Genomic DNA, 20644 nt, shown 5'->3' on the forward strand with positions numbered 1-20644 from the left:
GCTAGAGAGCACACAACATGTTGTGGCGGTGGCGGCGGGACGGCAGCAACCTTCAGAACCACGGGCTTGGATGCCCCGCCATAGGGCCCGGATGACGGGCCGATGCGCCGCCGGGCGTCTCCTGGCGGTTTGTGGAGCAGGGTTTGCGCAGAAAATTCAGGCGGCATCGCCGCGACGGCCCAGGGCCGGGACCATTGGTTAAGAGGCAAGACACAGATGAAAATCGAAAGACGGTTTACCAAGGCTGGGCAGGACGCCTACGCAGAGATCGATTTCGTGACCACCGCGTCAGAGATCCGCAATCCTGACGGCACCATTGTCTTCCGTCTCGACGATGTCGAAGTGCCGGCCGCCTGGAGCCAGGTGGCCAGCGACGTGATCGCGCAGAAATACTTTCGCAAGGCCGGCGTGCCGACCGAGCTGAAGAAGGTTCGCGAAAAGGATGTGCCCGAGTTCCTCTGGCGGTCGGTCCCCGCCAATGACGACGCGCCGCGCACTGGTGAAATCTCGTCCAAACAGGTGTTCGATCGTCTTGCCGGCGCCTGGGCCTACTGGGGCTGGAAGGGCGGCTATTTCACCACCGAGGAGGATGCCCGCGCCTATTACGACGAGATGCGCCACATGCTGGCGACCCAGCGCGCCGCGCCGAACAGCCCGCAGTGGTTCAACACCGGTCTGCACTGGGCCTATGGCATCGACGGTCCGGGGCAGGGCCACTATTACGTCGATTACAAGACCGGCAAGCTGACCAAGTCGAAATCGGCCTACGAGCATCCGCAACCGCACGCCTGTTTCATCCAGTCGGTGGCCGATGACCTGGTCGGAGACGGCGGCATCATGGATCTCTGGGTTCGCGAGGCGCGGCTGTTCAAATACGGCTCCGGCACCGGCACCAATTTCTCGTCGCTGCGCGCCGAAGGTGAAAAGCTCTCTGGCGGCGGCAAGTCCTCGGGCCTCATGGGCTTTCTCAAGATCGGTGACCGGGCGGCCGGCGCCATCAAGTCGGGCGGCACCACGCGCCGCGCCGCCAAGATGGTGATCTGCGACGCCGACCACCCGGACATCGAGGAATTCATCAACTGGAAGGTCAAGGAAGAGCAGAAGGTCGCCTCGATCGTCGCCGGCTCGAAGATGCATGAAAAGATGCTCAACGGCATCTTTGCGGCCATCGGCACATGGGACGGCGCGGTGGAAGACGCCTATGACCCGGCCAAGAACGACGCGCTGAAAACCGCGATCCGCGCCGCCAAGAAGTCGATGATCCCCGAGACCTACGTCAAGCGGGTGCTGGATTATGCCCGCCAGGGCTATTCCTCGATCGAGTTCCCGACCTATGATACCGATTGGGACAGCGAGGCCTATGCCAGCGTTTCGGGCCAGAACTCGAACAATTCGATCCGCGTCACCAACGCCTTTCTCGACGCCGTCAAGAACGGCGAGAAATGGGCGCTGCTGAACCGCACCGACGGCGAGGTTGCCAAGGAAATCGACGCCAAGGAGCTCTGGGAGCAGGTCGGCCACGCGGCCTGGGCCTGTGCCGATCCGGGCATCCAGTACCACGACACCGTCAACCAGTGGCACACCTGCCCCGAGGATGGCGAAATTCGCGGCTCGAACCCCTGTTCCGAGTACATGTTCCTCGACGATACCGCCTGTAACCTGGCGTCGATGAACCTGCTGACATTCTATCAGGACGGCAAGTTCCAGGCCGAGGACTACGTGCATGCCACGCGCCTCTGGACCCTGACTCTGGAAATCTCGGTCACCATGGCGCAATTCCCCTCCAAGGAAATTGCCCAGCTGTCCTATGACTTCCGCACCCTGGGCCTCGGCTATGCCAATATCGGCGGCCTGCTGATGAACATGGGCTACGGCTATGACAGCGACGAGGGCCGGGCGCTCTGTGGCGCGCTGACTGCGATCATGACCGGCGTGGCCTATGCCACCTCGGCCGAGATCGCCGGCGAACTGGGCGCCTTTGCGGGCTACGAGCGCAATGCGCAGCACATGCTGCGTGTCATCCGCAACCACCGCACTGCCGCCTACGGCAAGACCGAAGGCTACGAGGCGCTGGCGATCAACCCGGTGGCGCTGGATCAGGTGAACTGCCCCGAGGCCGGTCTGGTTGAAATGGCCAAGACTGCCTGGGACGAGGCGCTGAGCCTGGGCGAGAAGCACGGCTATCGCAACGCCCAGACCACGGTGATTGCGCCCACCGGCACCATCGGCCTGGTGATGGATTGCGACACCACCGGGATCGAGCCCGATTTCGCGCTGGTGAAGTTCAAGAAGCTCGCCGGTGGCGGCTATTTCAAGATCATCAACCGTTCGGTTCCGGCGGCACTGGAGAAGCTCGGATATTCCTCCTCCCAGATTGAAGAGATCATCTCTTATGCCGTCGGTCATGGCAGCCTCGGCAATGCGCCGGGCATCAACCACACCTCGCTGATCGGCCATGGCTTCGGCAGCAAGGAGATCGAGAAGATCGAGGCGGCGCTGGCCTCGGCCTTCGACATCCGCTTTGTCTTCAACCAGTGGACGCTGGGCGAAGCCTTCTGCCAGGACGTGCTGGGCATTCCCGCGGCACGGCTCAATGACCCGACCTTCGATCTGCTGCGGCATCTGGGCTATTCCCGGGCCGAGATCGAGGCCGCCAACGACCACGTCTGCGGCACCATGACGCTGGAAGGCGCGCCGCATCTGAAGTCCGAGCACTACGTGATCTTCGACTGCGCCAACCCCTGCGGCAAGAAGGGCAAGCGCTTCCTCTCGGTCAACAGCCACATCGACATGATGGCGGCGGCGCAGAGCTTTATTTCGGGGGCGATCTCCAAGACCATCAACATGGCCAATGACGCCACCATCGAGGATTGCCAGGCGGCATACGAACGCTCCTGGAAGATGGGCATCAAGGCCAATGCCCTCTACCGCGACGGCTCCAAGCTGAGCCAGCCGCTGGCGGCGGCGCTGGTGGCGGATGACGATGAGGCGGCCGAGGTGCTGGAAAGCGGCTCGCAGAGCGAAAAGGCGCAGGTGCTGGCCGAGAAGGTCGTCGAGAAGATCATCGTCAAGGAGATCATCAAATCCGAGCGCTCCAAGATGCCGGAACGCCGCAAGGGCTATACCCAGAAGGCGATTGTCGGCGGCCACAAGGTCTATCTCCGCACCGGGGAATATGCCGACGGCACGCTGGGCGAGATCTTCATCGACATGCACAAGGAAGGCGCCGGTTTCCGGGCGATGATGAACAACTTCGCCATCGCCGTCTCGGTCGGCCTGCAATACGGCGTGCCGCTGGAGGAATTCGTCGATGCCTTCACCTTCACCAAGTTCGAGCCTGCCGGCATGGTGCAGGGCAACGACTCGATCAAGAATGCCACATCCATCCTCGACTACATCTTCCGCGAGCTGGCGGTGTCCTATCTGGACCGCACCGACCTGGCCCATGTGAAGCCCGAGGGCGCCAGCTTTGACGATCTGGGCCGCGGCGTCGAGGAGGGGCAACCCAACGTCACCGAGGTCAGCGAAAGTGCGGCCACCAAATCGCTGGAAGTGCTGAAACAGATCAGCTCGACCGGCTACCTGCGCAAACGTCTGCCCCAGGAGCTGATCGTGCTCCGGGGCGGGCAGTCGGACGATCCGGTCATGGCCCTCCAGACCCTGGTCCCGGAAGTCCGCACAGGCGGCGGCACCGCCGCGACCACGGTGACGACGACAACGGCTGTAGCCAGCGGCTCCGTGTCGATGGACGCCCGCACCAAGGCCAAGATGCAGGGCTACGAAGGCGACCCCTGCGGCGACTGCGGCAACTACACGCTGGTGCGCAACGGCACCTGCATGAAGTGCAACACCTGCGGCGGGACGTCCGGCTGTAGCTGACAATCAGTTCAGGGGGCGGGTGCGCTCGCCCCTTTGCACAACCAGGCCGCAGGCAACAAGCACGCGAGCGGTGTAACGATGAGCTTGGTTCGTGAGACTTGGGGGCGCCGAGGCGCCCCTCTTTCTTTTTGCTAAGTATTTTCAGTATTTCCAGTGATTTATGATCCATAGTTCATCCATCGTGGAAATTACGCCTGCCTTGACGCCGCCCTGGTAAGGTGGGTTTCCAAGTCATCATTCCGGCCCGGAAAACCACCGGCCACCCACAGCCACCAGAAACATACCCACAGCCAAACTCACATTTACCCCATTGAGCAAGCCACTGAAACGAAACGATTTCCGGCATTCTGCCTCGATCGCACACATATCCATCCACAGAATTGTCCCGTCTTTCCACAGCGCCGCGGCCGGCCAATTCCATGCAACCGGCCATAAGGTCTTTTCTTTTCCCGGCCCCCGTGAAATAGGGAAGCGTCAAATGCTGCTACTGAAGAGGACCGCCGAATGGAGATTCGCGAGGCTCTGACATTTGACGATGTGCTGCTGGTTCCGGCTGCGTCCAATGTCCTGCCCAACACTGCCGACACCGCCACCCGGGTAACCCGCTCGATCGCGATGAACATCCCGCTGCTCAGCTCGGCGATGGACACCGTCACCGAAAGCCGCATGGCCATCACCATGGCCCAGGCCGGCGGCATCGGCGTCATTCACAAGAACCTCTCGGTCGAGGCCCAGGCGCGCGAGGTGCGGCGTGTCAAACGGTTCGAGAGCGGCATCGTCTACAACCCGGTGACGCTCAAGGTCGACCAGACTCTGGCCGATGCCAAGGCGCTGGTGGAGCGGTACAATTTCACCGGTTTCCCGGTGGTCGACGACGCCGGCCATGTGGTCGGCATCCTGACCAACCGCGACATGCGCTTTGCCTCCAGTGACCAGACCCCGGTCAAGGTGATGATGACCTCGGACAACCTCGCCATGCTGGCCGAACCGGCCGACCTGGAAGAGGCGAAAAGCCTGATGAAGGCGCGGCGGATCGAAAAGCTTCTGGTGCATGACGGCAAGGGCCGGCTAACCGGCTTGCTGACGCTGAAGGACACCGAAAAGGCGGTGCTCAACCCCACCGCCTGCAAGGATGCGCTGGGCCGCCTGCGCGTGGCGGCCGCCACCTCGGTCGGGGATTCGGGGTTTGAACGGACGTCCGAGCTGGTCGATGCCGGTGTGGATATCGTGGTGATCGACACCGCCCACGGCCATTCCGCCGGGGTGATCGATGCCGTGAAGCGCGCCAAGCAGCTCTCGAACGAGGTACAGGTGATCGCCGGCAATGTCGCCACCGCTGAGGCCACCCGCGCGCTGATCGACGCCGGGGCGGATGCGGTCAAGGTCGGCATCGGGCCGGGCTCGATCTGTACCACGCGGATGGTGGCCGGTGTCGGCGTGCCCCAGCTCACCGCGGTGATGGACTGCGCCAAGGCCGCCGGTGACGTGCCGGTGATCGCCGACGGCGGCATCAAGTTCTCGGGCGATTTTGCCAAGGCAATTGCCGCCGGCGCCTCCTGCGCCATGGTGGGCTCCATGATCGCCGGCACCGATGAAAGCCCGGGCGAGGTCATTCTCTATCAGGGCCGCTCGTTCAAGGCCTATCGCGGCATGGGCAGCCTTGGCGCCATGGCGCGCGGCTCGGCCGACCGCTATTTCCAGAAGGACGCCGCCAGCGACAAGCTGGTGCCCGAAGGCATCGAGGGGCAGGTGGCCTACAAGGGCTCGGCCGGCGCGGTGATCCACCAGCTGGTGGGCGGGCTTCGGGCCGCCATGGGCTATACCGGCTGCGCCACTGTCGAAGAGATGCGGAGCAACTGCAACTTCGTCAAGATCACCGGCGCCGGCCTGCGCGAAAGCCATGTGCATGACGTGCAGATCACCCGCGAGAGCCCGAACTACCGGATCGGCTGATGACACCGGCGGCGCGGATTCAGACGGCGGGTGAGCTGCTTGATGCGGTTCTGGCGGGGCAGGCGGCCGAACAGGCGCTGACCCGCTGGGCCCGCGGCAACCGTTATGCCGGCTCGAAGGACCGCGCCGCGATCCGCGATCTGGTGTTCGACGCGCTGCGCCGCAAACGCTCTTATGCCGCGCTTGGCGGGGCCGAGACCGGTCGCGGCCTGATGCTTGGCGCCCTGCGCGCCTCAGAAACGGCGATCGACGAGGTCTTTACCGGCGCGCGTTTCATGCCCGCCCCGGTGACCGAAGCCGAACGCGCCGCGTTCCGCAGCCCGTCCGAGGCCGAGGCCCGCGACCTGCCGGATTGGCTCTGGCCGGAGTTCGCCCGGTCGCTGGGTGACGCGGCCGAAGCCGAGGCGCGTCTCTTGCGCGAGCGGGCTGAGGTCTTTCTTCGGGTCAACCTGTTGAAATCCAACCTGGATACGGCCCAAGCCCGTCTCGCCGAAGAGGGCATCGCCACCGAACCTCACGCGCTGTCGCCGACCGCGCTGCGGGTGACAGAGGGCGCGCGCCGGGTGCATCTTTCTGCTGCCTACGGCGACGGTCTGGTGGAATTGCAGGATGCCGCCTCGCAGGCAGTGGTGAATGCGCTGGCGCCGCAGCCCGGTCAGAGCCTGCTTGATTTCTGCGCCGGCGGCGGGGGCAAGGCCCTGGCCATGGCCGCGCAGGCCGGCGGCCCGGTGACCGCCCATGACATTGATCCGGGGCGGATGCGCGACATTCCCGCCCGCGCTGCCCGCGCCGGGGCCGAGATCACCGTGCAACCGGCGCCGCAGGGGGTGTTCGACATCGTGCTTTGCGATGCGCCCTGTTCCGGCAGCGGCAGCTGGCGCCGTGCGCCCGAGGCGAAATGGCGGCTGACCGAGGACCGCCTGGCCGAGCTCTGCACCATGCAGGATGCGGTGCTCGACGCCGCCGCGCCCTTCGTGGCCCCCGGCGGCCGGCTGGCCTATGCCACCTGTTCGCTGCTTGCACCGGAGAATTCCGCGCGCGTCTCGGCCTTTCAAGACCGGCATCCGGGGTGGGTCATGGACTTTGACCGGCAGTTCACGTTGCAGGACGGCGGTGACGGATTCTACCTTGCGCTGTTGAAACGCGGCTGATCCTGTGCTCCACTCAACCTGTGGGTGTTGAAGCGGTGAAATCGGTTAACCCACAATTAAGACTCACCGGGTTTTATGGGGTGAAACGCGACGAGCCTGGAGAGCCGAGTTGGCAGACACGATCAGCGCTGAACCGCCCGACGCGGCGCCCCCCCGGCCGGGGGGCCGCCGGCCGCTGTATCTGGTCGCCGTGTCGGTCGTTCTGATTCTCTTGTCCGGCTTTCTGCCCGCCGGCGTTCCGGCGCTTGGCACACTTGCGCTCGGCGTCGGCATTTTCGTGTCGGCGCTGGCGCTGCATGCCCGCCAGTTGCTGCACCGACGGGGGCAATTGCGGGTCTTGCTGCGGGTGTCGCATTTTCTCGCCGGTGATCCGGCGGTTTCGGTGGTGGCCGATGCCGAGGGCGACATTCACCACATCAACCCCGCCGGCCGCAGCCGGTTTCGCGATGCCGATGTATCGTCGAAGCAGGAAACCGGCGAAGACGGCAGCGTCGTGGCGCTCTTGCGCGGGCTGATGGCCAATCCGGCCAGCGTTGTCTATCGGTTACAGAAACGGGTCGAGGCCGAGGGTGTGGCGAGCGATACGGTCAGCACGCGAAGCGGGCAGGTGGCGCTTTCGGTGCATGACATCGGTGGCGGGTTGCGGCTCTGGCGGATCGAGGAAAGCCGCGCGACGGCCACCGAACAGGCCGAAACCGGGCTGCTGCCGCGGCTGACGGTCGGGCGCGGCGGCACGATCCTGTTCATGAACGCCGTCGCCCGCAAACTGATCGGCAAGCGGGTTTCTTCGCTCGACCGGCTGAGCAGCGATCCGCTGGAAAACGGCAAGGTGATCTCGCTCGATACCGCCACCGGGCCGGTGGCGCGGCTGGTCAGCGAGGTGGCGCTCAACGGCGGGCGGCGCGAGCTGTTCTTTCTGCCGCCGCCGGCCGAAAATGAAAGCAGCACCAGCTTCGACCACCTCAGCGTGCCCTTGATGAAAGTGTCGCAGATGGGTGTGGTGACGCGGGCCAATCACGAGGCGCTCAAACTGCTCAACGCCGAAGAGGTCACCGGCAAGAAGCTCTCCGATCTGATGGAGGGACTGGGCCGGCCGGTGACCGACTGGTTGCGCGATGCCGCTGCCGGGCGGGGCCAGAAGCAATCGGAATTCCTGCGCATTTCCCGCCGCGACCGCGAGGTTTTCGTGCAGGTCGTGCTCAACCGGGTGTTCGAGGATGGCGAACCGTCGATTATCGCGGTGCTGAACGACGCCACCGAGCTCAAAACGCTCGAGGCGCAATTCGTGCAGAGCCAGAAGATGCAGGCCATCGGCCAGCTCGCCGGCGGCGTGGCGCATGATTTCAACAACCTGCTGACCGCGATTTCCGGCCATTGCGACCTGCTGCTTCTGCGCCACGATCAGGGCGATCCGAACTACGGCGACCTGGTGCAGATCAACCAGAATGCCAATCGCGCCGCCGCGCTGGTGGGCCAGCTGCTGGCGTTTTCCCGCAAGCAGACGCTCTGCCCCGAGGTGCTCGACCTGCGCGACACGCTGGCCGATCTGACCCATCTGCTCAACCGTCTGGTGGGCGAGCGGGTGGCGCTGGCGCTGGACCACGACCCGGTGTTGCGCACCATCCGGGCCGACAAGCGGCAACTCGAGCAGGTGCTGATGAACCTGGTGGTGAACGCCCGCGATGCCATGCCCGAGGGCGGCGAGATTCGCATCACCACCGAGGGGCTGACCCTGGACGCCCCGCTGAAACGCGACCGGGCGTCGGTGCCGCCCGGCGATTACGTGCTGGTCAAGGTGCAGGACCAGGGGGTCGGCATCGCGCCGGACATGCTGCAAAAGGTGTTCGAGCCGTTTTACACCACCAAGCGCACCGGTGAGGGCACCGGGCTGGGCCTGTCCACGGTCTACGGCATCGTCAAACAGACCGGCGGCTTCATCTTTGTCGATTCGGTGGTCGGCAAGGGCAGCTGCTTTTCGCTTCTGTTCCCGGTCCACAGCGAGAAACCGGCCGCAGATGCCGCAAGCCTGGCCCAGGAGGACACCGGCGCCGGCGGCACCGGCTATGACGCGGTGATCCTGCTGGTCGAAGACGAGGCGCCGGTGCGCGCCTTTGCCAGCCGAGCGCTGCGGATGCGCGGCTTCAAGGTGCTCGAGGCGGCCTCGGCCGAGGAAGCGCTCGATCTGTTGCGCGACCCCGAAATCAAGGTGAACGTCTTTGTGACCGATGTGGTGATGCCGGGGCTCGACGGGCCAAGCTGGGTGCGCCAGGCGCTGGAGGATCGCCCCGAGGTCAAGGTTGTCTTTGTCTCCGGCTACGCTCAGGAAAGCTTCCACGACGACCAGGCGGCCATCCCCAATTCCACCTTCCTGCCCAAGCCGTTTTCACTGGTCGAGCTGACCGACACGGTCCAGCGGCAATTGCATTGACATCCCGGTATTTCCCGGAAGGTCCGGGCGTCGTGACCGGACATGGCGGGCCGGGCTCAGCCGATCGACTCGTAAAGTGCAAATTCGGCCGCGCATTTGCGCCGCAGCTTGGCCTCGACCCGCGGCGACAACGTCACCTCCAGGCGCGGCGAGACATTCTCCCGCGGCAGATCGAGCGTGACCGAGAGCCGGTCTTCGAGAAAGCCGATCAGTCGCGCCTGATCTTCGTAGCGAAACAGATGGGTGATCCGGGTGCCGTTCGGCCGCGGTTCGAGGAATTTCGCCTGGCTGCCGACATTGGCAAAGCCGGGACGCGCGCCCTTGCAATACCCCTCGACGAATTCGTCGAAACTCAGGTTTTTGGTGGAATTTGCCTTGCCGGCCATGAACGGCCGTTGCCGATAGCGATACCAGCTCGAGAGCCAGGAAACCGGTTCGCGCATCACCGCGAGAGTTTCCATGTCGGGCGCGCCCATCTTTTCGAACATCGGCCGAAAAAACCGGTTGTAACGATATACCGGGGCATGTTTCAGATCCGGCGGATTGAGGATCGCCATGTCCGCGCGTGGCGCAAGCGCCTTTTCATAGGCCGAGGTTCCGGTCTTGGGTACCGCCAGAAACGCCAGGTTTTCTTTCCAGAACACAAGCACTTGGGTGAACCTCTTCAGGTGGCGGATCAGGGATTTCGGGCAGCATAGGCGGGCGGTTCTGCGGCGTAAACCACTCTTTAAGGATTCTGCGAAACAGTGGGGTCGAGCAAAATTCTCTTGAAATGTTCTCGTTTTGGTCGCATCTAGGAACAAGGCAAGAACATTTGGCAGCATTGCCGCTTCCGAGGCGGTGTGAAATAAGGGCCCGAAACGCATGGCAACGGCAGATCTTCTCTCGATGAGCAAAAAGAACAACCCCGACAAGCAAAAGGCGCTCGACAGCGCCCTGGCCCAGATCGAACGCCAGTTCGGCAAGGGGTCGATCATGAAACTCGGCGGCGAGAACCAGTTGCCGGATATCGAGGCCACCTCGACCGGTTCGCTCGGGCTCGATATCGCGCTTGGCATCGGCGGCTTGCCGAAAGGCCGGATCATCGAGATCTACGGCCCCGAATCCTCGGGCAAGACCACGTTGACCCTGCATTGCGTGGCGGAAGAGCAGAAAAAGGGCGGCGTCTGTGCCTTTGTCGATGCCGAACACGCGCTCGACCCGCAATATGCCCGCAAGCTCGGCGTCGATCTCGACGAGCTGCTGATCTCGCAGCCCGACACCGGCGAACAGGCGCTCGAGATTACCGATACCCTGGTGCGCTCCGGCGCGGTCAACATGGTGATCGTCGATTCGGTTGCCGCGCTGACCCCCAAGAGTGAGCTTGAGGGCGACATGGGCGACAGTTCGGTCGGCGTGCATGCCCGGCTGATGAGCCAGGCGATGCGCAAGCTCACCGGGTCGATCGCGCGCTCGAACTGCATGGTGATCTTCATCAACCAGATCCGCATGAAGATCGGCGTGATGTTCGGCAGCCCCGAAACCACGACCGGCGGCAACGCGCTCAAGTTCTACAGCTCGGTGCGTCTCGATATCCGCCGCATCGGCGCGATCAAGGACCGCGACGAGGTGGTCGGCAACGCCACCCGCGTCAAGGTGGTCAAGAACAAGGTCGCGCCGCCGTTCAAGCAGGTGGAATTCGACATCATGTACGGCGAGGGCATCTCGAAGATGGGCGAATTGCTCGATCTCGGGGTCAAGGCCGGCGTGGTCGACAAATCCGGCGCCTGGTTCTCGTATGGCGACGAGCGGATCGGGCAGGGGCGCGAGAATGCCAAGACCTTCCTGCGCGAGAACAAGCGCATGGCGCTGGAGATCGAAGACAAGATCCGCGCCGCCCACGGGCTCGAATTCGACATGCCGCCCGAGGACAAGGACGACGAAGACGTGATGGAGGCCTGAGGCCGCCGGTCCCGCCGGCGGGATCAAGACAACCCGGAACGGGGCGCAGCGCGGGCTGCGCCTCGTTTTGCGTCAGGCCCGGTTTGCGTCAGGCCCGGTTTCGGCCCAACCGGTTATGGACAGTGCCGGGGCGGGGCGATACACCTTCGCCGACCTTGAGAAGAAGATGACCTATGGCCACGCTGAACGACATCCGCTCCACCTTCCTCGATTTCTTTGCCAAGAACGGCCATGAGGTCGTGCCCTCGAGCCCGCTTGTGCCGCGCAATGACCCGACGCTGATGTTCGTCAACTCGGGCATGGTGCAGTTCAAGAACCTCTTTACTGGCGTCGAGACCCGCGACTACAAGCGTGCGACCACCAGCCAGAAATGCGTGCGCGCCGGTGGCAAGCACAATGACCTGGACAATGTCGGCTATACCGCGCGGCACCATACCTTCTTTGAAATGCTGGGAAATTTCAGCTTCGGTGACTATTTCAAGACCGAGGCGATCCCCTATGCCTGGGAGCTGATCACCCGCGATTTCGGCATCGATCCGACCCGGCTGCTGGCCACGGTCTATCACACCGATGACGAGGCCTTCGAGATCTGGAAAAAGGTCGGCGTGCCGGAAGACAGGATCATCCGCATCGCCACCTCCGACAACTTCTGGCAGATGGGTCCGACCGGCCCCTGCGGCCCCTGCACCGAGATCTTCTACGATCACGGCGAACATATCTGGGGTGGACCTCCGGGCAGCCCGGAAGAGGACGGCGACCGGTTCATCGAGATTTGGAACATCGTCTTCATGCAGAACGAGCAGTTCGAGGATGGCTCGATGGTGCCGCTCGACATGCAGTCGATCGACACCGGCATGGGGCTGGAGCGGATCGGCGCGCTGTTGCAGGGCAAACACGACAATTACGACACCGATCTGATGCGCAGCCTGATCGAGGCCAGCGCCGATGTCTCGTCGACCGATCCCGACGGGCCGGGCAATGTGCATCACCGGGTGATCGCCGATCACCTGCGCTCGACCTCCTTCCTGCTGGCCGATGGCGTCATGCCCTCGAACGAGGGCCGCGGTTATGTGCTGCGCCGGATCATGCGCCGGGCCATGCGGCATGCGCATCTGCTGGGCGCCAAGGATCCGATGATGCACCGTCTGGTGCCGGCGCTGGTGCGGCAGATGGGGGCGGCGTACCCCGAACTCGGTCAGGCGCAGGCGCTGATCGAAGAGACCCTGCGGCTGGAAGAGACCCGCTTCAAGGCGACGCTGGACCGCGGGCTGAAGCTGCTCGATGACGAGCTCTCGGACCTGCCCGAGGATGCGCGGCTTCCGGGCGAGACGGCTTTCAAGCTTTATGACACCTATGGCTTCCCGCTCGACCTGACACAGGATGCGCTGCGTGAAAAGGGCCGCGAGGTCGACACCTCGGGCTTTGACGCCGCTATGGCCGAACAGAAGGCCAAGGCGCGCGCCGCCTGGGCCGGCTCGGGCGAGACAAAGGATGCCGAGATCTGGTTCGACATCGCCGACAAGCATGCCGCCACCGATTTCCTCGGCTACGATACCGAAGAGGCCGAAGGCCAGGTGCTGGCGCTGGTCAAGGACGGTGCCGAGGTCGGGCAGCTCGAAGCCGGTGAAGAGGGCTGGCTGGTGGTCAACCAGACGCCGTTTTATGCCGAATCCGGCGGCCAGGTCGGCGACAGCGGGCTGTATCTGAAATCCGGGGGCAAGGGCACGATCCGTGACACCCGCAAGATGGCCGGCGGGCTTTTCGCCCATCGGGTGACGCCGCAGGAAGGCGCGCTGTCCACCGGCGACGCGCTCGAACTCAAGGTCGACAATGCCCGGCGCACGGCGATCCGCGCCAATCACTCGGCGACCCACCTGCTGCACGAGGCGCTGCGCGAGGCGCTTGGCGATCACGTGGCCCAGCGCGGCTCGCTCAATGCCGACGACCGCCTGCGGTTCGACTTCAGCCACACCAAGGCGCTCTCGGCCGAGGAGCTGGCCCGGATCGACCGCGAGGTCAATGCCTTCATCCGGCAGAATGCGCCGGTCGAAACCCGGATCATGACGCCCGATGACGCTCGCGGCCTCGGTGCCCAGGCGCTCTTTGGCGAGAAATACGGGGACGAGGTGCGCGTCGTGTCGATGGGCCGCAAGCCGGGCTCGGGCAAGGGCAGCGACAAGGCAACTTATTCGATCGAGCTCTGCGGCGGCACCCATGTGCGCCAGACCGGCGATATCGGCGCCTTTGTCTGCCTGAGCGACAGCGCGTCTTCTGCCGGCGTGCGCCGGATCGAGGCGCTGACCGGCGAGGCGGCGCTGGATCACCTCAAGGCCCAGGGCGCGCGGCTTTCCGAGGCCGCCGGCCAGCTCAAGACCCAGCCCGCCGAGGTGCCCGAGCGGGTGCGGGCGCTGCTGGACGAGCGCAAGGCGCTTCAGGCCGAGGTCGCAAGCCTTCGGCGCGAACTGGCGATGTCGGGTGGCGCCGCGGGCCCCGAGGCGGCGACCGAAGAGGTCGGTGGCGTGCCGTTCGTGGCGCAGGTGCTTTCGGGGGTGACGGGCAAGGATCTGCCGCCGCTGATCGACGCGCAAAAGGAAAAGCTGGGCTCGGCGGCGATCCTGCTGATCGCCGACACCGGCGGCAAGGCGGCGGTCGCGGCCGGTGTCACACGGGATCTGACCGACAAGGTCTCGGCGGTGGATCTGGTGCGCGCGGCGGTGGCGGAACTCGGCGGCAAGGGCGGCGGCGGCCGGCCCGACATGGCGCAGGGTGGCGGTGCCGACGCAGGGAATGCAACCAAGGCAATCGACGCGGCCAAAGCCGTGCTGGGAGGATAAGATGAGCGCATATTGGATCGCCCATGTGCATGTGACCGACGAAGAGGCCTATGGCCGGTATGCCAAGCTCGCCGGGGCGCCGATTGCCGCCCATGGCGGCGAGTTCCTGGCCCGCGGTGGCGCGCATGAGACGCTCGAAGGCACGGACCGCGCCCGCCACGTGGTGGCCCGGTTCCCCTCGCTTCAGGCGGCACACGAGTGTTACCATTCCGAGGCCTACCAGGAGGCCCTGAGCCATGCCAAGGGCGCTTCGGAACGCGATCTGATCATCGTCGAGGGTGTGTAGGCTGGGTTTCTGAAGCTGTGTAGTGTGGGTTTCTAACCCACCGCCCCAGCCAGCAGGTTGAGACCAACGAAAACCCGGGGCCGTGCGCCCCGGGTTTTTTCACGACTGCCGTCGCGCGCCGGTGGGTCGCAAACCCACCCTACGCAAAAGGCCGGGCTTCATGCCCGGCCTTTGTCTTGTCACGAGAGACTGGGGATCACCCCGCCTTCGCCATCCGCTTGCGCTCATGCGGATCGAGGAAGCGTTTGCGCAGCCGCACCGAGGACGGCGTCACTTCGACCAGCTCGTCGTCGTTGATATAGGCAATCGCCTCTTCCAGCGACAGCGTCACCGGGGTGGTCAGCCGCACCGCTTCGTCGGTGCCCGAGGCCCGCACGTTGGTCAGCTTCTTGCCCTTGAGCGGGTTCACTTCGAGGTCGTTCTCGCGCGAATGCTCGCCGATGATCATGCCCTGATAGACCTTGGCCTGGGCGCCGATGAACATCTTGCCACGATCCTCGAGGTTCCACAGCGCATAGGCCACCGCCTCGCCGTTCTCCATCGAGATCAGCACCCCGGCGCGGCGGCCCGGGATCGGGCCCTTGTGTTCGGTCCAGCCGTGGAACACCCGGTTGAGCACGCCGGTGCCGCGGGTGTCGGTCAGAAATTCTCCGTGATAGCCGATCAGCCCGCGCGAGGGGACATGGGCGATGATCCGGGTCTTGCCGGCGCCGGCGGGGCGCATCTCGGCCAGCTCGCCCTTGCGGGTGCCGGTCAGCTTTTCGATCACCGCGCCGGAATATTCGTCATCGACATCGATGGTGGCCTCTTCGACCGGCTCCATCACCTTGCCGTCGACCTCCTTCATGATCACCTGCGGCCGCGAGATCGACAGCTCGAAGCCTTCGCGGCGCATGTTTTCGATCAGAACGCCCATCTGCAATTCGCCCCGGCCCGACACCTCGAAGGCCTCGCCGCCCGGCGTGTCGGCGATCTTGATCGCGACATTGCTCTCGGCTTCCTTCATCAGCCGCTCGCGGATGACGCGGCTCTGCACCTTCTTGCCGTCGCGGCCCGCCAGCGGGCTGTCGTTGATGCCGAAGGTCACGGTGATGGTCGGCGGGTCGATCGGCTGGGCGTCGAGCGGCTCGTCCACCGCCAGCGCACAGATCGTGTCGGCCACGGTGGCCTTGGACATGCCGGCGATCGAAACGATGTCGCCGGCCTGGGCCTCTTCGATGTCCTGCTGCGCCAGTCCGCGGAAGGCCTGGATCTTGGTGACGCGGAACTGTTCGATCTTCTGGCCGATGCGGCTCAGCGCCTGCACCGTGGCGCCGACCTTGAGCTTGCCGCTCTCCACCCGGCCGGTCAGGATGCGGCCGACAAAGGGATCGGCGCCCAGGGTGGTGGCCAGCATGCGGAAATCGTCGTCCTGCTTCTTGATCTGCTTCGGCGCCGGCACGTGGTTGACGATCAGGTCGAACAGCGCGGTCAGGTCCTTGCGCGGCCCGTCCAGCTCGTGATCGGCCCAGCCGTTGCGGCCCGAGGCGTACATATGCGGGAAATCCAGCTGGTCGTCGTTGGCATCGAGCGAGGCGAAGAGGTCGAAACATTCATCCAGCGCCCGGTCGGGCTCGGCGTCGGGCTTGTCGACCTTGTTGAGCACCACGATCGGACGCAGCCCCAGGGCCAGCGCCTTGGAGGTCACGAACTTGGTCTGCGGCATCGGGCCTTCGGCGGCATCGACCAGCAGGACAACACCGTCGACCATCGACAGGATGCGCTCGACCTCGCCGCCGAAATCGGCGTGGCCCGGGGTGTCGACGATGTTGATCCGATGCGTCTTCCATTCGACCGAGGTCGGCTTGGCAAAGATCGTGATGCCGCGCTCGCGCTCCAGATCGTTGCTGTCCATGGCGCGTTCTTCCACCGCCTGGTTGGCCCGGAAGGCGCCGGATTGTTTCAGAAGCTCGTCAACGAGAGTCGTCTTGCCATGGTCAACGTGCGCGATAATCGCGATATTGCGAAGGTCCATCGGGGATACCTTTATGTCGGAGTTGCGCGCCACCTATCGCCGCGCGCCCCGAAATGCCAGACCTAATGTGTCGCAGCGCCGGAAAACAGCTGGATCACGGCAATCCCGGCGATGATCATCGCCATCCCGAGGATCGCCGGCAGATCGAGTTTCTGGTGAAACACCAGCGTGCCGATCACCGCGATAAAGACGATGCCCAGCCCGGACCAGAGCGCATAGGCCACGCCGACCGGAATGGTCCTCAGCGTCAGCGCCAGCAGATAGAACGCCAGCGCATAGGCCACCACCACCAGCACCGAGGGCCAGAAGCGCGAGAACTGCTGGCTGGCCTGAAGCGCCGAGGTGCCGACGGTTTCCGCCGCGACGGCGAGGACAAGGGCCAGATAGGCGGGCATGGACGGAACTCCCCTCGAAACTTGTGACGCACCCCTGCTTCTTCTGTTTGAAAATACCGCGGGGTCCGGGGCAGAGCCCCGGTCCGACGTCTCACAAAAGCGCTAGGTCGGCAAGCGGATCGGCAAGCGCCGCCGGATCTCCCGGTCGATCTCGGCCGACAACCGCGCCGGGGCCCGGTCCGCCAGGATCATCTCCTTGCGCGCCGTCGCGCGGGCCAGCAGGTCCGGCCGGCCCAGCTCCTCCCATTCCTTGGGCGAGGACCGGTCGCCCAGCGTCGGATAGACGTAATCGGTCTGCATCAGCCCCAGGGTCTGATCGGTGCCCAGGTAGTGCCCCGGTCCTCCGAGACAGACCTCGCGGATCACCTCGACCGAGATATTCTCGTCGGTGACCTCGATACCGCGCACGCAGCGCAGCGCCTGGCCGATCAGGTCGTCGCCGAGGATCAGGCTCTCGTGGCAGAACCCCAGAAGCGAGGCATGCATCCCCGCCGCTTCGTAGACCATGTTGAGCCCCGACAGCCCGGCCATGACATTCGAGCACATCTGCTCCCAGCCGGCCTGCATGTCGGGCAGCTTGGCATCTGCGATCCCCGCCGCGGCGCCGCCCGGCAGGTCGTAGAAGCCATGCATCTGTGCGCATCCGGCGGTCAGCAGCGCCTGCTCGCCCGAGCCGCCCGACATCGCGCCGGTGCGCAGATCGCTGACAAAGGGCCAAGTGCCGAAGATCGCCGGATGGCCCGGCCGGATGGCGTTGACATAGACCAGCCCGGCCAGGCATTCCGCCGTGGCCTGCACGATGGCGCCGGCGATCGATGCCGGGGCGGTGGCGCCGGCCTGACCGGCCGAGAGCAGCAGCACCGGCATGCCGCCGCGGATGCATTCCTCCATCACCAGGCAGCTTTCGGTGGCGAATTTCATCGGCGGCACCACAAAGCAATTGGTGTTCGAGACGAAGGGCCGGGCCCGCCAGGCCTCCTCGCCGCCGGCCACCAGGTGCAACATCTCCAACGCCGGCCCGACAAAGGCCCCCTCGGTAAAGGAGGTGCCGATGTGTTTGCGGGTGCCGCTGACACAGGCATAGACGGTGTTGATGTCCATCTCGAAGGGATCGGGGATATCGCGCGGCACCATCGGCCGCTGGACAAAGTGGATATTGTCCAGCCTGTCGGCGATCCGTGCGGCATCGTGCAGATCCTGCAATGTGCTGTCGCGATAGCTGCGGCCGTCGACGTCGACCATGTGCACCGCGGCGCCGGCGGTGCCGTAATGCACACGGCTGCCGCCGAGGTGCAGGTCATGCGCCGGATCGCGGCCGCAGAGGGTGATCTCGCGATTGGCGCCGGCGATGGTCTCCTCGATCAGCGCCGGTGGAAAGCGCAGCCTGCCGTCGGCGCCCAGCTCGGCGCCGGCGGCGGTCAGCGCGGCAATGCCGCTGGCCGGCGCATCGGCCAGGCCGACGGTTTCGAGCAGCTCCAACGCGGCCGTGTGGATGCGGCGCATCTGCGCTTCGGTCAGCGGGCGAAAGGCGCCGCCGGTCAGGCCGGGGCGGATCGGGCGCAGGTGGTCGGCGAGCTTTGCGGCACGGGCAGCACGGCGCGCGGCGCGACCGCCCATGCGGGCGGATTTCGGGTGTGTCTGGTCGTTCATCTCTGGCTCCGGCGGAAAGGGAAGGGGTCAGGTCTCAGACCCGGCCCGGCCTGCCGCGCGCGGCACGACCCCGGCCTGCGCCGATGGTCCTGCAAGTGATGATATGTAGGCAAACCCTGCCAGTCATCCGCGCGCTCCCGCCAAGTGACCCGAGCTTTGCCTGAGTCGCGCCTGCGGTCTGGCTCGTTTGCGACATCGCGTCGCTTTCGGAACGCGGAGCGGGAGCGCGAAGGCAACGAACCGCCGGCGCGGTTGTTGACCGATCCGCTTTCCGCAATAGTTTCTGAGCGGCAAGCGACCAGGACTCCCCGAAACCCTGCCACATGCCCCGAAGCCTCTGCGATGCGCGCGGCAGGATCTGGCCCGAACCGGAGCAAACGTTTTGATGTCTGTAGGTATTCTACCGGGAAGCTATTGCGGCGCCGCGCCCCTGCCGGCGCAGGCCCTGTCCGCCTGGAATCTCGATCCGCTGCTGCTGGTCGCTCTGCTGATCCTCGGCTTCGCCCTGCGGCGCAGCCCGGCGGGGCTGGCCGGGGTCATGGTGCTGGTGCTGGCCTTCGTCTCGCCGCTCTGTGCGGTTTCGGTGGCGCTGTTTTCGGCGCGGGTGGTGCATCACGTGCTGCTGGTGGCCGTCGCCGCGCCGCTTCTGGCCGCGGCCCTGCCGCGGGCCCGCGCGATGCCGACCGGGCTGGCATTCCTGATCTCGACCGCCGTGCTCTGGGGCTGGCATCAGCCGGCGGCCTACGACCTCGCGCTGGCCGACATGGCGGTCTATTGGGCGATGCAGTTGTCACTCCTCGGCTCTGCGGTCTGGTTCTGGCGCGCGGTGCTGGGCAGCCGCGGCGGCATCGCGGCGGTGCTCTGGTCGCTGGCCGGGCTGATGCAGATGGGCGCGCTCGGCGCGCTGCTGACCTTTGCGCCCGAGCCGCTTTATGCCGCCCATGCGCTGGCGCCGCTCGACTGGGGGCTAACGCCGTTGGCCGATCAGCAGCTTGGCGGGCTGATCATGTGGGTGCCGGCCATGCTGCCCTATCTGGCGATGATCGCGCTGGCCGGGCGGCAGAGCTGGCGCGCCACGGCCGGGCAGGGCGCCGCATGAGCTGGCTGGTCGGGGTGATCCCGCATCTCAAGGCACTGCATCTGGCGATGCTGCTGCTCTGGTGCGCCGGGCTCTTCGCGCTGCCGCTGATGCTGGCGCGGCACGATCCGGCCGTCGGCCAGAGCGACTACACCCGGATGCGGCAGGCGACGCATTTCGCCTATACGCTCTGCGTCACCCCGGCAGCGGTGATCGCCATTGCCTCGGGCACGCTGCTGATCTTCCTGCGCGAGGTCTTTGTCACCTGGATGTTTGCCAAGCTGGTGGCGGTGGCGCTGCTGGTCGGGTTTCACGTCTGGGTCGGCTATGCCGTCGTGGCCGTGGCCGAAACCCGCGGCGTGCCCAAGACACCCAAGCGGCTGGTCGGGGCGACGGTAGTACTGGTGGCCCTGATCGTGGTCATCCTGACGCTGGTTCTGGCCAAGCCCGAGCTGGGCGAGATACCGATGCCCGCCTGGCTGACCGAGCCGCGCGGTCAGCCGCTGCCTTTCGATGTGCCCAGACGATAATCGAAGACGAGTTTCCCGCCATGCCAGCCCGTGACCATCACCACCAGCACGTTGACCCCCGACAGCAGGATGCCATAGGGCAGGATCGCCGCCTCGTAGCCCTGCATCCGATATCCCCAGTTCAGCCCCAGCAGCGACAGCAGCATCACCGCGATGACGAAATGCGTCCAGGCCGGGGCACGGGCGCGGATGCCGGGCACCAGCAGCAATTCGGCGGTGCCGGTCGCCCCGGCGGCCAGGCCGAACAGAAAGGCGGTGCCGGCGGCCCAGACAGCGGCGCGTGCCCAGAACAGCTCGCCCGACCACCAGTACAGCGCGTCAGCGCCGAAGGTGCAGAAGGTGAGGGCCACCGGAAAGGCCACGCTCATCGCGTGGATCGGATGGCCCCAGATGCCGACATTGGTTTCGGTGTCGTCATAGCCCGGCGTCTGGGCGATCGGATCGAGCAGCTGGTCGACGTTGTCTTCGGCGGTTTTTTTCGGCATGCGCATGTCCTCTTGCGATG

The 20644-nt window shown here is 65.3% G+C and carries 14 protein-coding genes; 9 read left to right on the plus strand and 5 right to left on the minus strand.

Features of this window, described 5'->3' with window-relative positions; all coding sequences use genetic code 11:
- The first annotated feature begins 216 nt into the window (after positions 1–216).
- From PVW49_RS14585 to PVW49_RS14600, 4 genes are all read left to right on the plus strand, one after another.
- Entirely contained in the window at positions 217–3879 is a 3663-nt protein-coding gene (locus tag PVW49_RS14585; RefSeq protein ID WP_274590889.1) for a vitamin B12-dependent ribonucleotide reductase, read from the plus strand.
- A 504-nt stretch (positions 3880–4383) separates the two neighbouring features.
- Positions 4384–5832, plus strand: a complete 1449-nt coding sequence (guaB, locus tag PVW49_RS14590) for an IMP dehydrogenase (protein WP_048531423.1) — start codon at positions 4384–4386, stop codon at positions 5830–5832.
- The gene (locus tag PVW49_RS14595; RefSeq protein ID WP_274590890.1) at positions 5832–6983 is read left to right on the plus strand and encodes an RsmB/NOP family class I SAM-dependent RNA methyltransferase; all 1152 of its coding nucleotides are present in this window, start codon (positions 5832–5834) and stop codon (positions 6981–6983) included. The genes guaB and PVW49_RS14595 overlap by 1 nt, the downstream gene beginning before the upstream one ends.
- Positions 6984–7173: 190 nt before the next feature.
- Positions 7174–9411: an ATP-binding protein gene (locus tag PVW49_RS14600; RefSeq protein WP_371398938.1), complete on the plus strand. Its 2238-nt coding sequence runs from the start codon at positions 7174–7176 to the stop codon at positions 9409–9411.
- Positions 9412–9467: 56 nt separating this feature from the next.
- On the opposite strand, the gene PVW49_RS14605 is transcribed toward PVW49_RS14600, so the two are convergent.
- Positions 9468–10061 carry a gamma-glutamyl kinase gene (locus tag PVW49_RS14605; RefSeq protein ID WP_274590892.1) on the minus strand — a complete coding sequence of 198 codons (594 nt, stop codon included), beginning with the start codon at positions 10059–10061 and terminating at the stop codon, positions 9468–9470.
- 214 nt (positions 10062–10275) lie between these two features.
- Here PVW49_RS14605 and recA point away from each other — a divergent pair, with 214 nt between their 5' ends.
- The 3 genes from recA to PVW49_RS14620 all read left to right on the plus strand — a co-directional run bounded on the left by recA (position 10276) and on the right by PVW49_RS14620 (position 14472).
- The gene (recA, locus tag PVW49_RS14610; RefSeq protein WP_074835501.1) at positions 10276–11352 is read left to right on the plus strand and encodes a recombinase RecA; all 1077 of its coding nucleotides are present in this window, start codon (positions 10276–10278) and stop codon (positions 11350–11352) included.
- Positions 11353–11525: 173 nt separating this feature from the next.
- A complete protein-coding gene (gene alaS, locus PVW49_RS14615; RefSeq protein ID WP_274590893.1) occupies positions 11526–14186 on the plus strand; it encodes an alanine--tRNA ligase in 2661 nt (886 codons plus the stop codon).
- Between the two features lies 1 nt (position 14187).
- Positions 14188–14472, plus strand: coding sequence for a DUF1330 domain-containing protein (locus tag PVW49_RS14620; RefSeq protein WP_048531431.1), 285 nt, complete (start codon positions 14188–14190; stop codon positions 14470–14472).
- Positions 14473–14668: 196 nt separating this feature from the next.
- Here the strand turns inward: PVW49_RS14620 and typA are convergent, their stop codons facing one another.
- The 3 genes from typA to PVW49_RS14635 form a co-directional block, all read right to left on the minus strand.
- The gene (gene typA, locus PVW49_RS14625) at positions 14669–16486 is read right to left on the minus strand and encodes a translational GTPase TypA (protein WP_048531433.1); all 1818 of its coding nucleotides are present in this window, start codon (positions 16484–16486) and stop codon (positions 14669–14671) included.
- A gap of 62 nt (positions 16487–16548) precedes the next feature.
- Positions 16549–16881 carry a DMT family transporter gene (locus tag PVW49_RS14630; protein ID WP_048531435.1) on the minus strand — a complete coding sequence of 111 codons (333 nt, stop codon included), beginning with the start codon at positions 16879–16881 and terminating at the stop codon, positions 16549–16551.
- A gap of 102 nt (positions 16882–16983) precedes the next feature.
- Positions 16984–18531, minus strand: a complete 1548-nt coding sequence (locus PVW49_RS14635) for a trimethylamine methyltransferase family protein (protein ID WP_274590894.1) — start codon at positions 18529–18531, stop codon at positions 16984–16986.
- A 385-nt stretch (positions 18532–18916) separates the two neighbouring features.
- On the opposite strand from PVW49_RS14635, the gene PVW49_RS14640 reads away from it, so the two are divergent.
- Both PVW49_RS14640 and PVW49_RS14645 read left to right on the plus strand, forming a co-directional pair.
- Positions 18917–19630, plus strand: a complete 714-nt coding sequence (locus PVW49_RS14640) for a cytochrome c oxidase assembly protein (RefSeq protein ID WP_074835506.1) — start codon at positions 18917–18919, stop codon at positions 19628–19630.
- Positions 19627–20139, plus strand: a complete 513-nt coding sequence (locus PVW49_RS14645; protein ID WP_048531441.1) for a CopD family protein — start codon at positions 19627–19629, stop codon at positions 20137–20139. The genes PVW49_RS14640 and PVW49_RS14645 overlap by 4 nt, the downstream gene beginning before the upstream one ends.
- On the opposite strand, the gene PVW49_RS14650 is transcribed toward PVW49_RS14645, so the two are convergent.
- The gene (locus PVW49_RS14650; protein WP_048531443.1) at positions 20106–20624 is read right to left on the minus strand and encodes a DUF2231 domain-containing protein; all 519 of its coding nucleotides are present in this window, start codon (positions 20622–20624) and stop codon (positions 20106–20108) included. The two genes, PVW49_RS14645 and PVW49_RS14650, sit on opposite strands and share 34 nt — an antisense overlap.
- Positions 20625–20644: the final 20 nt, after the last annotated feature.

Source organism: Marinovum sp. PR37 (genome assembly GCF_028807375.1).
GTDB lineage: Bacteria > Pseudomonadota > Alphaproteobacteria > Rhodobacterales > Rhodobacteraceae > Marinovum > Marinovum algicola.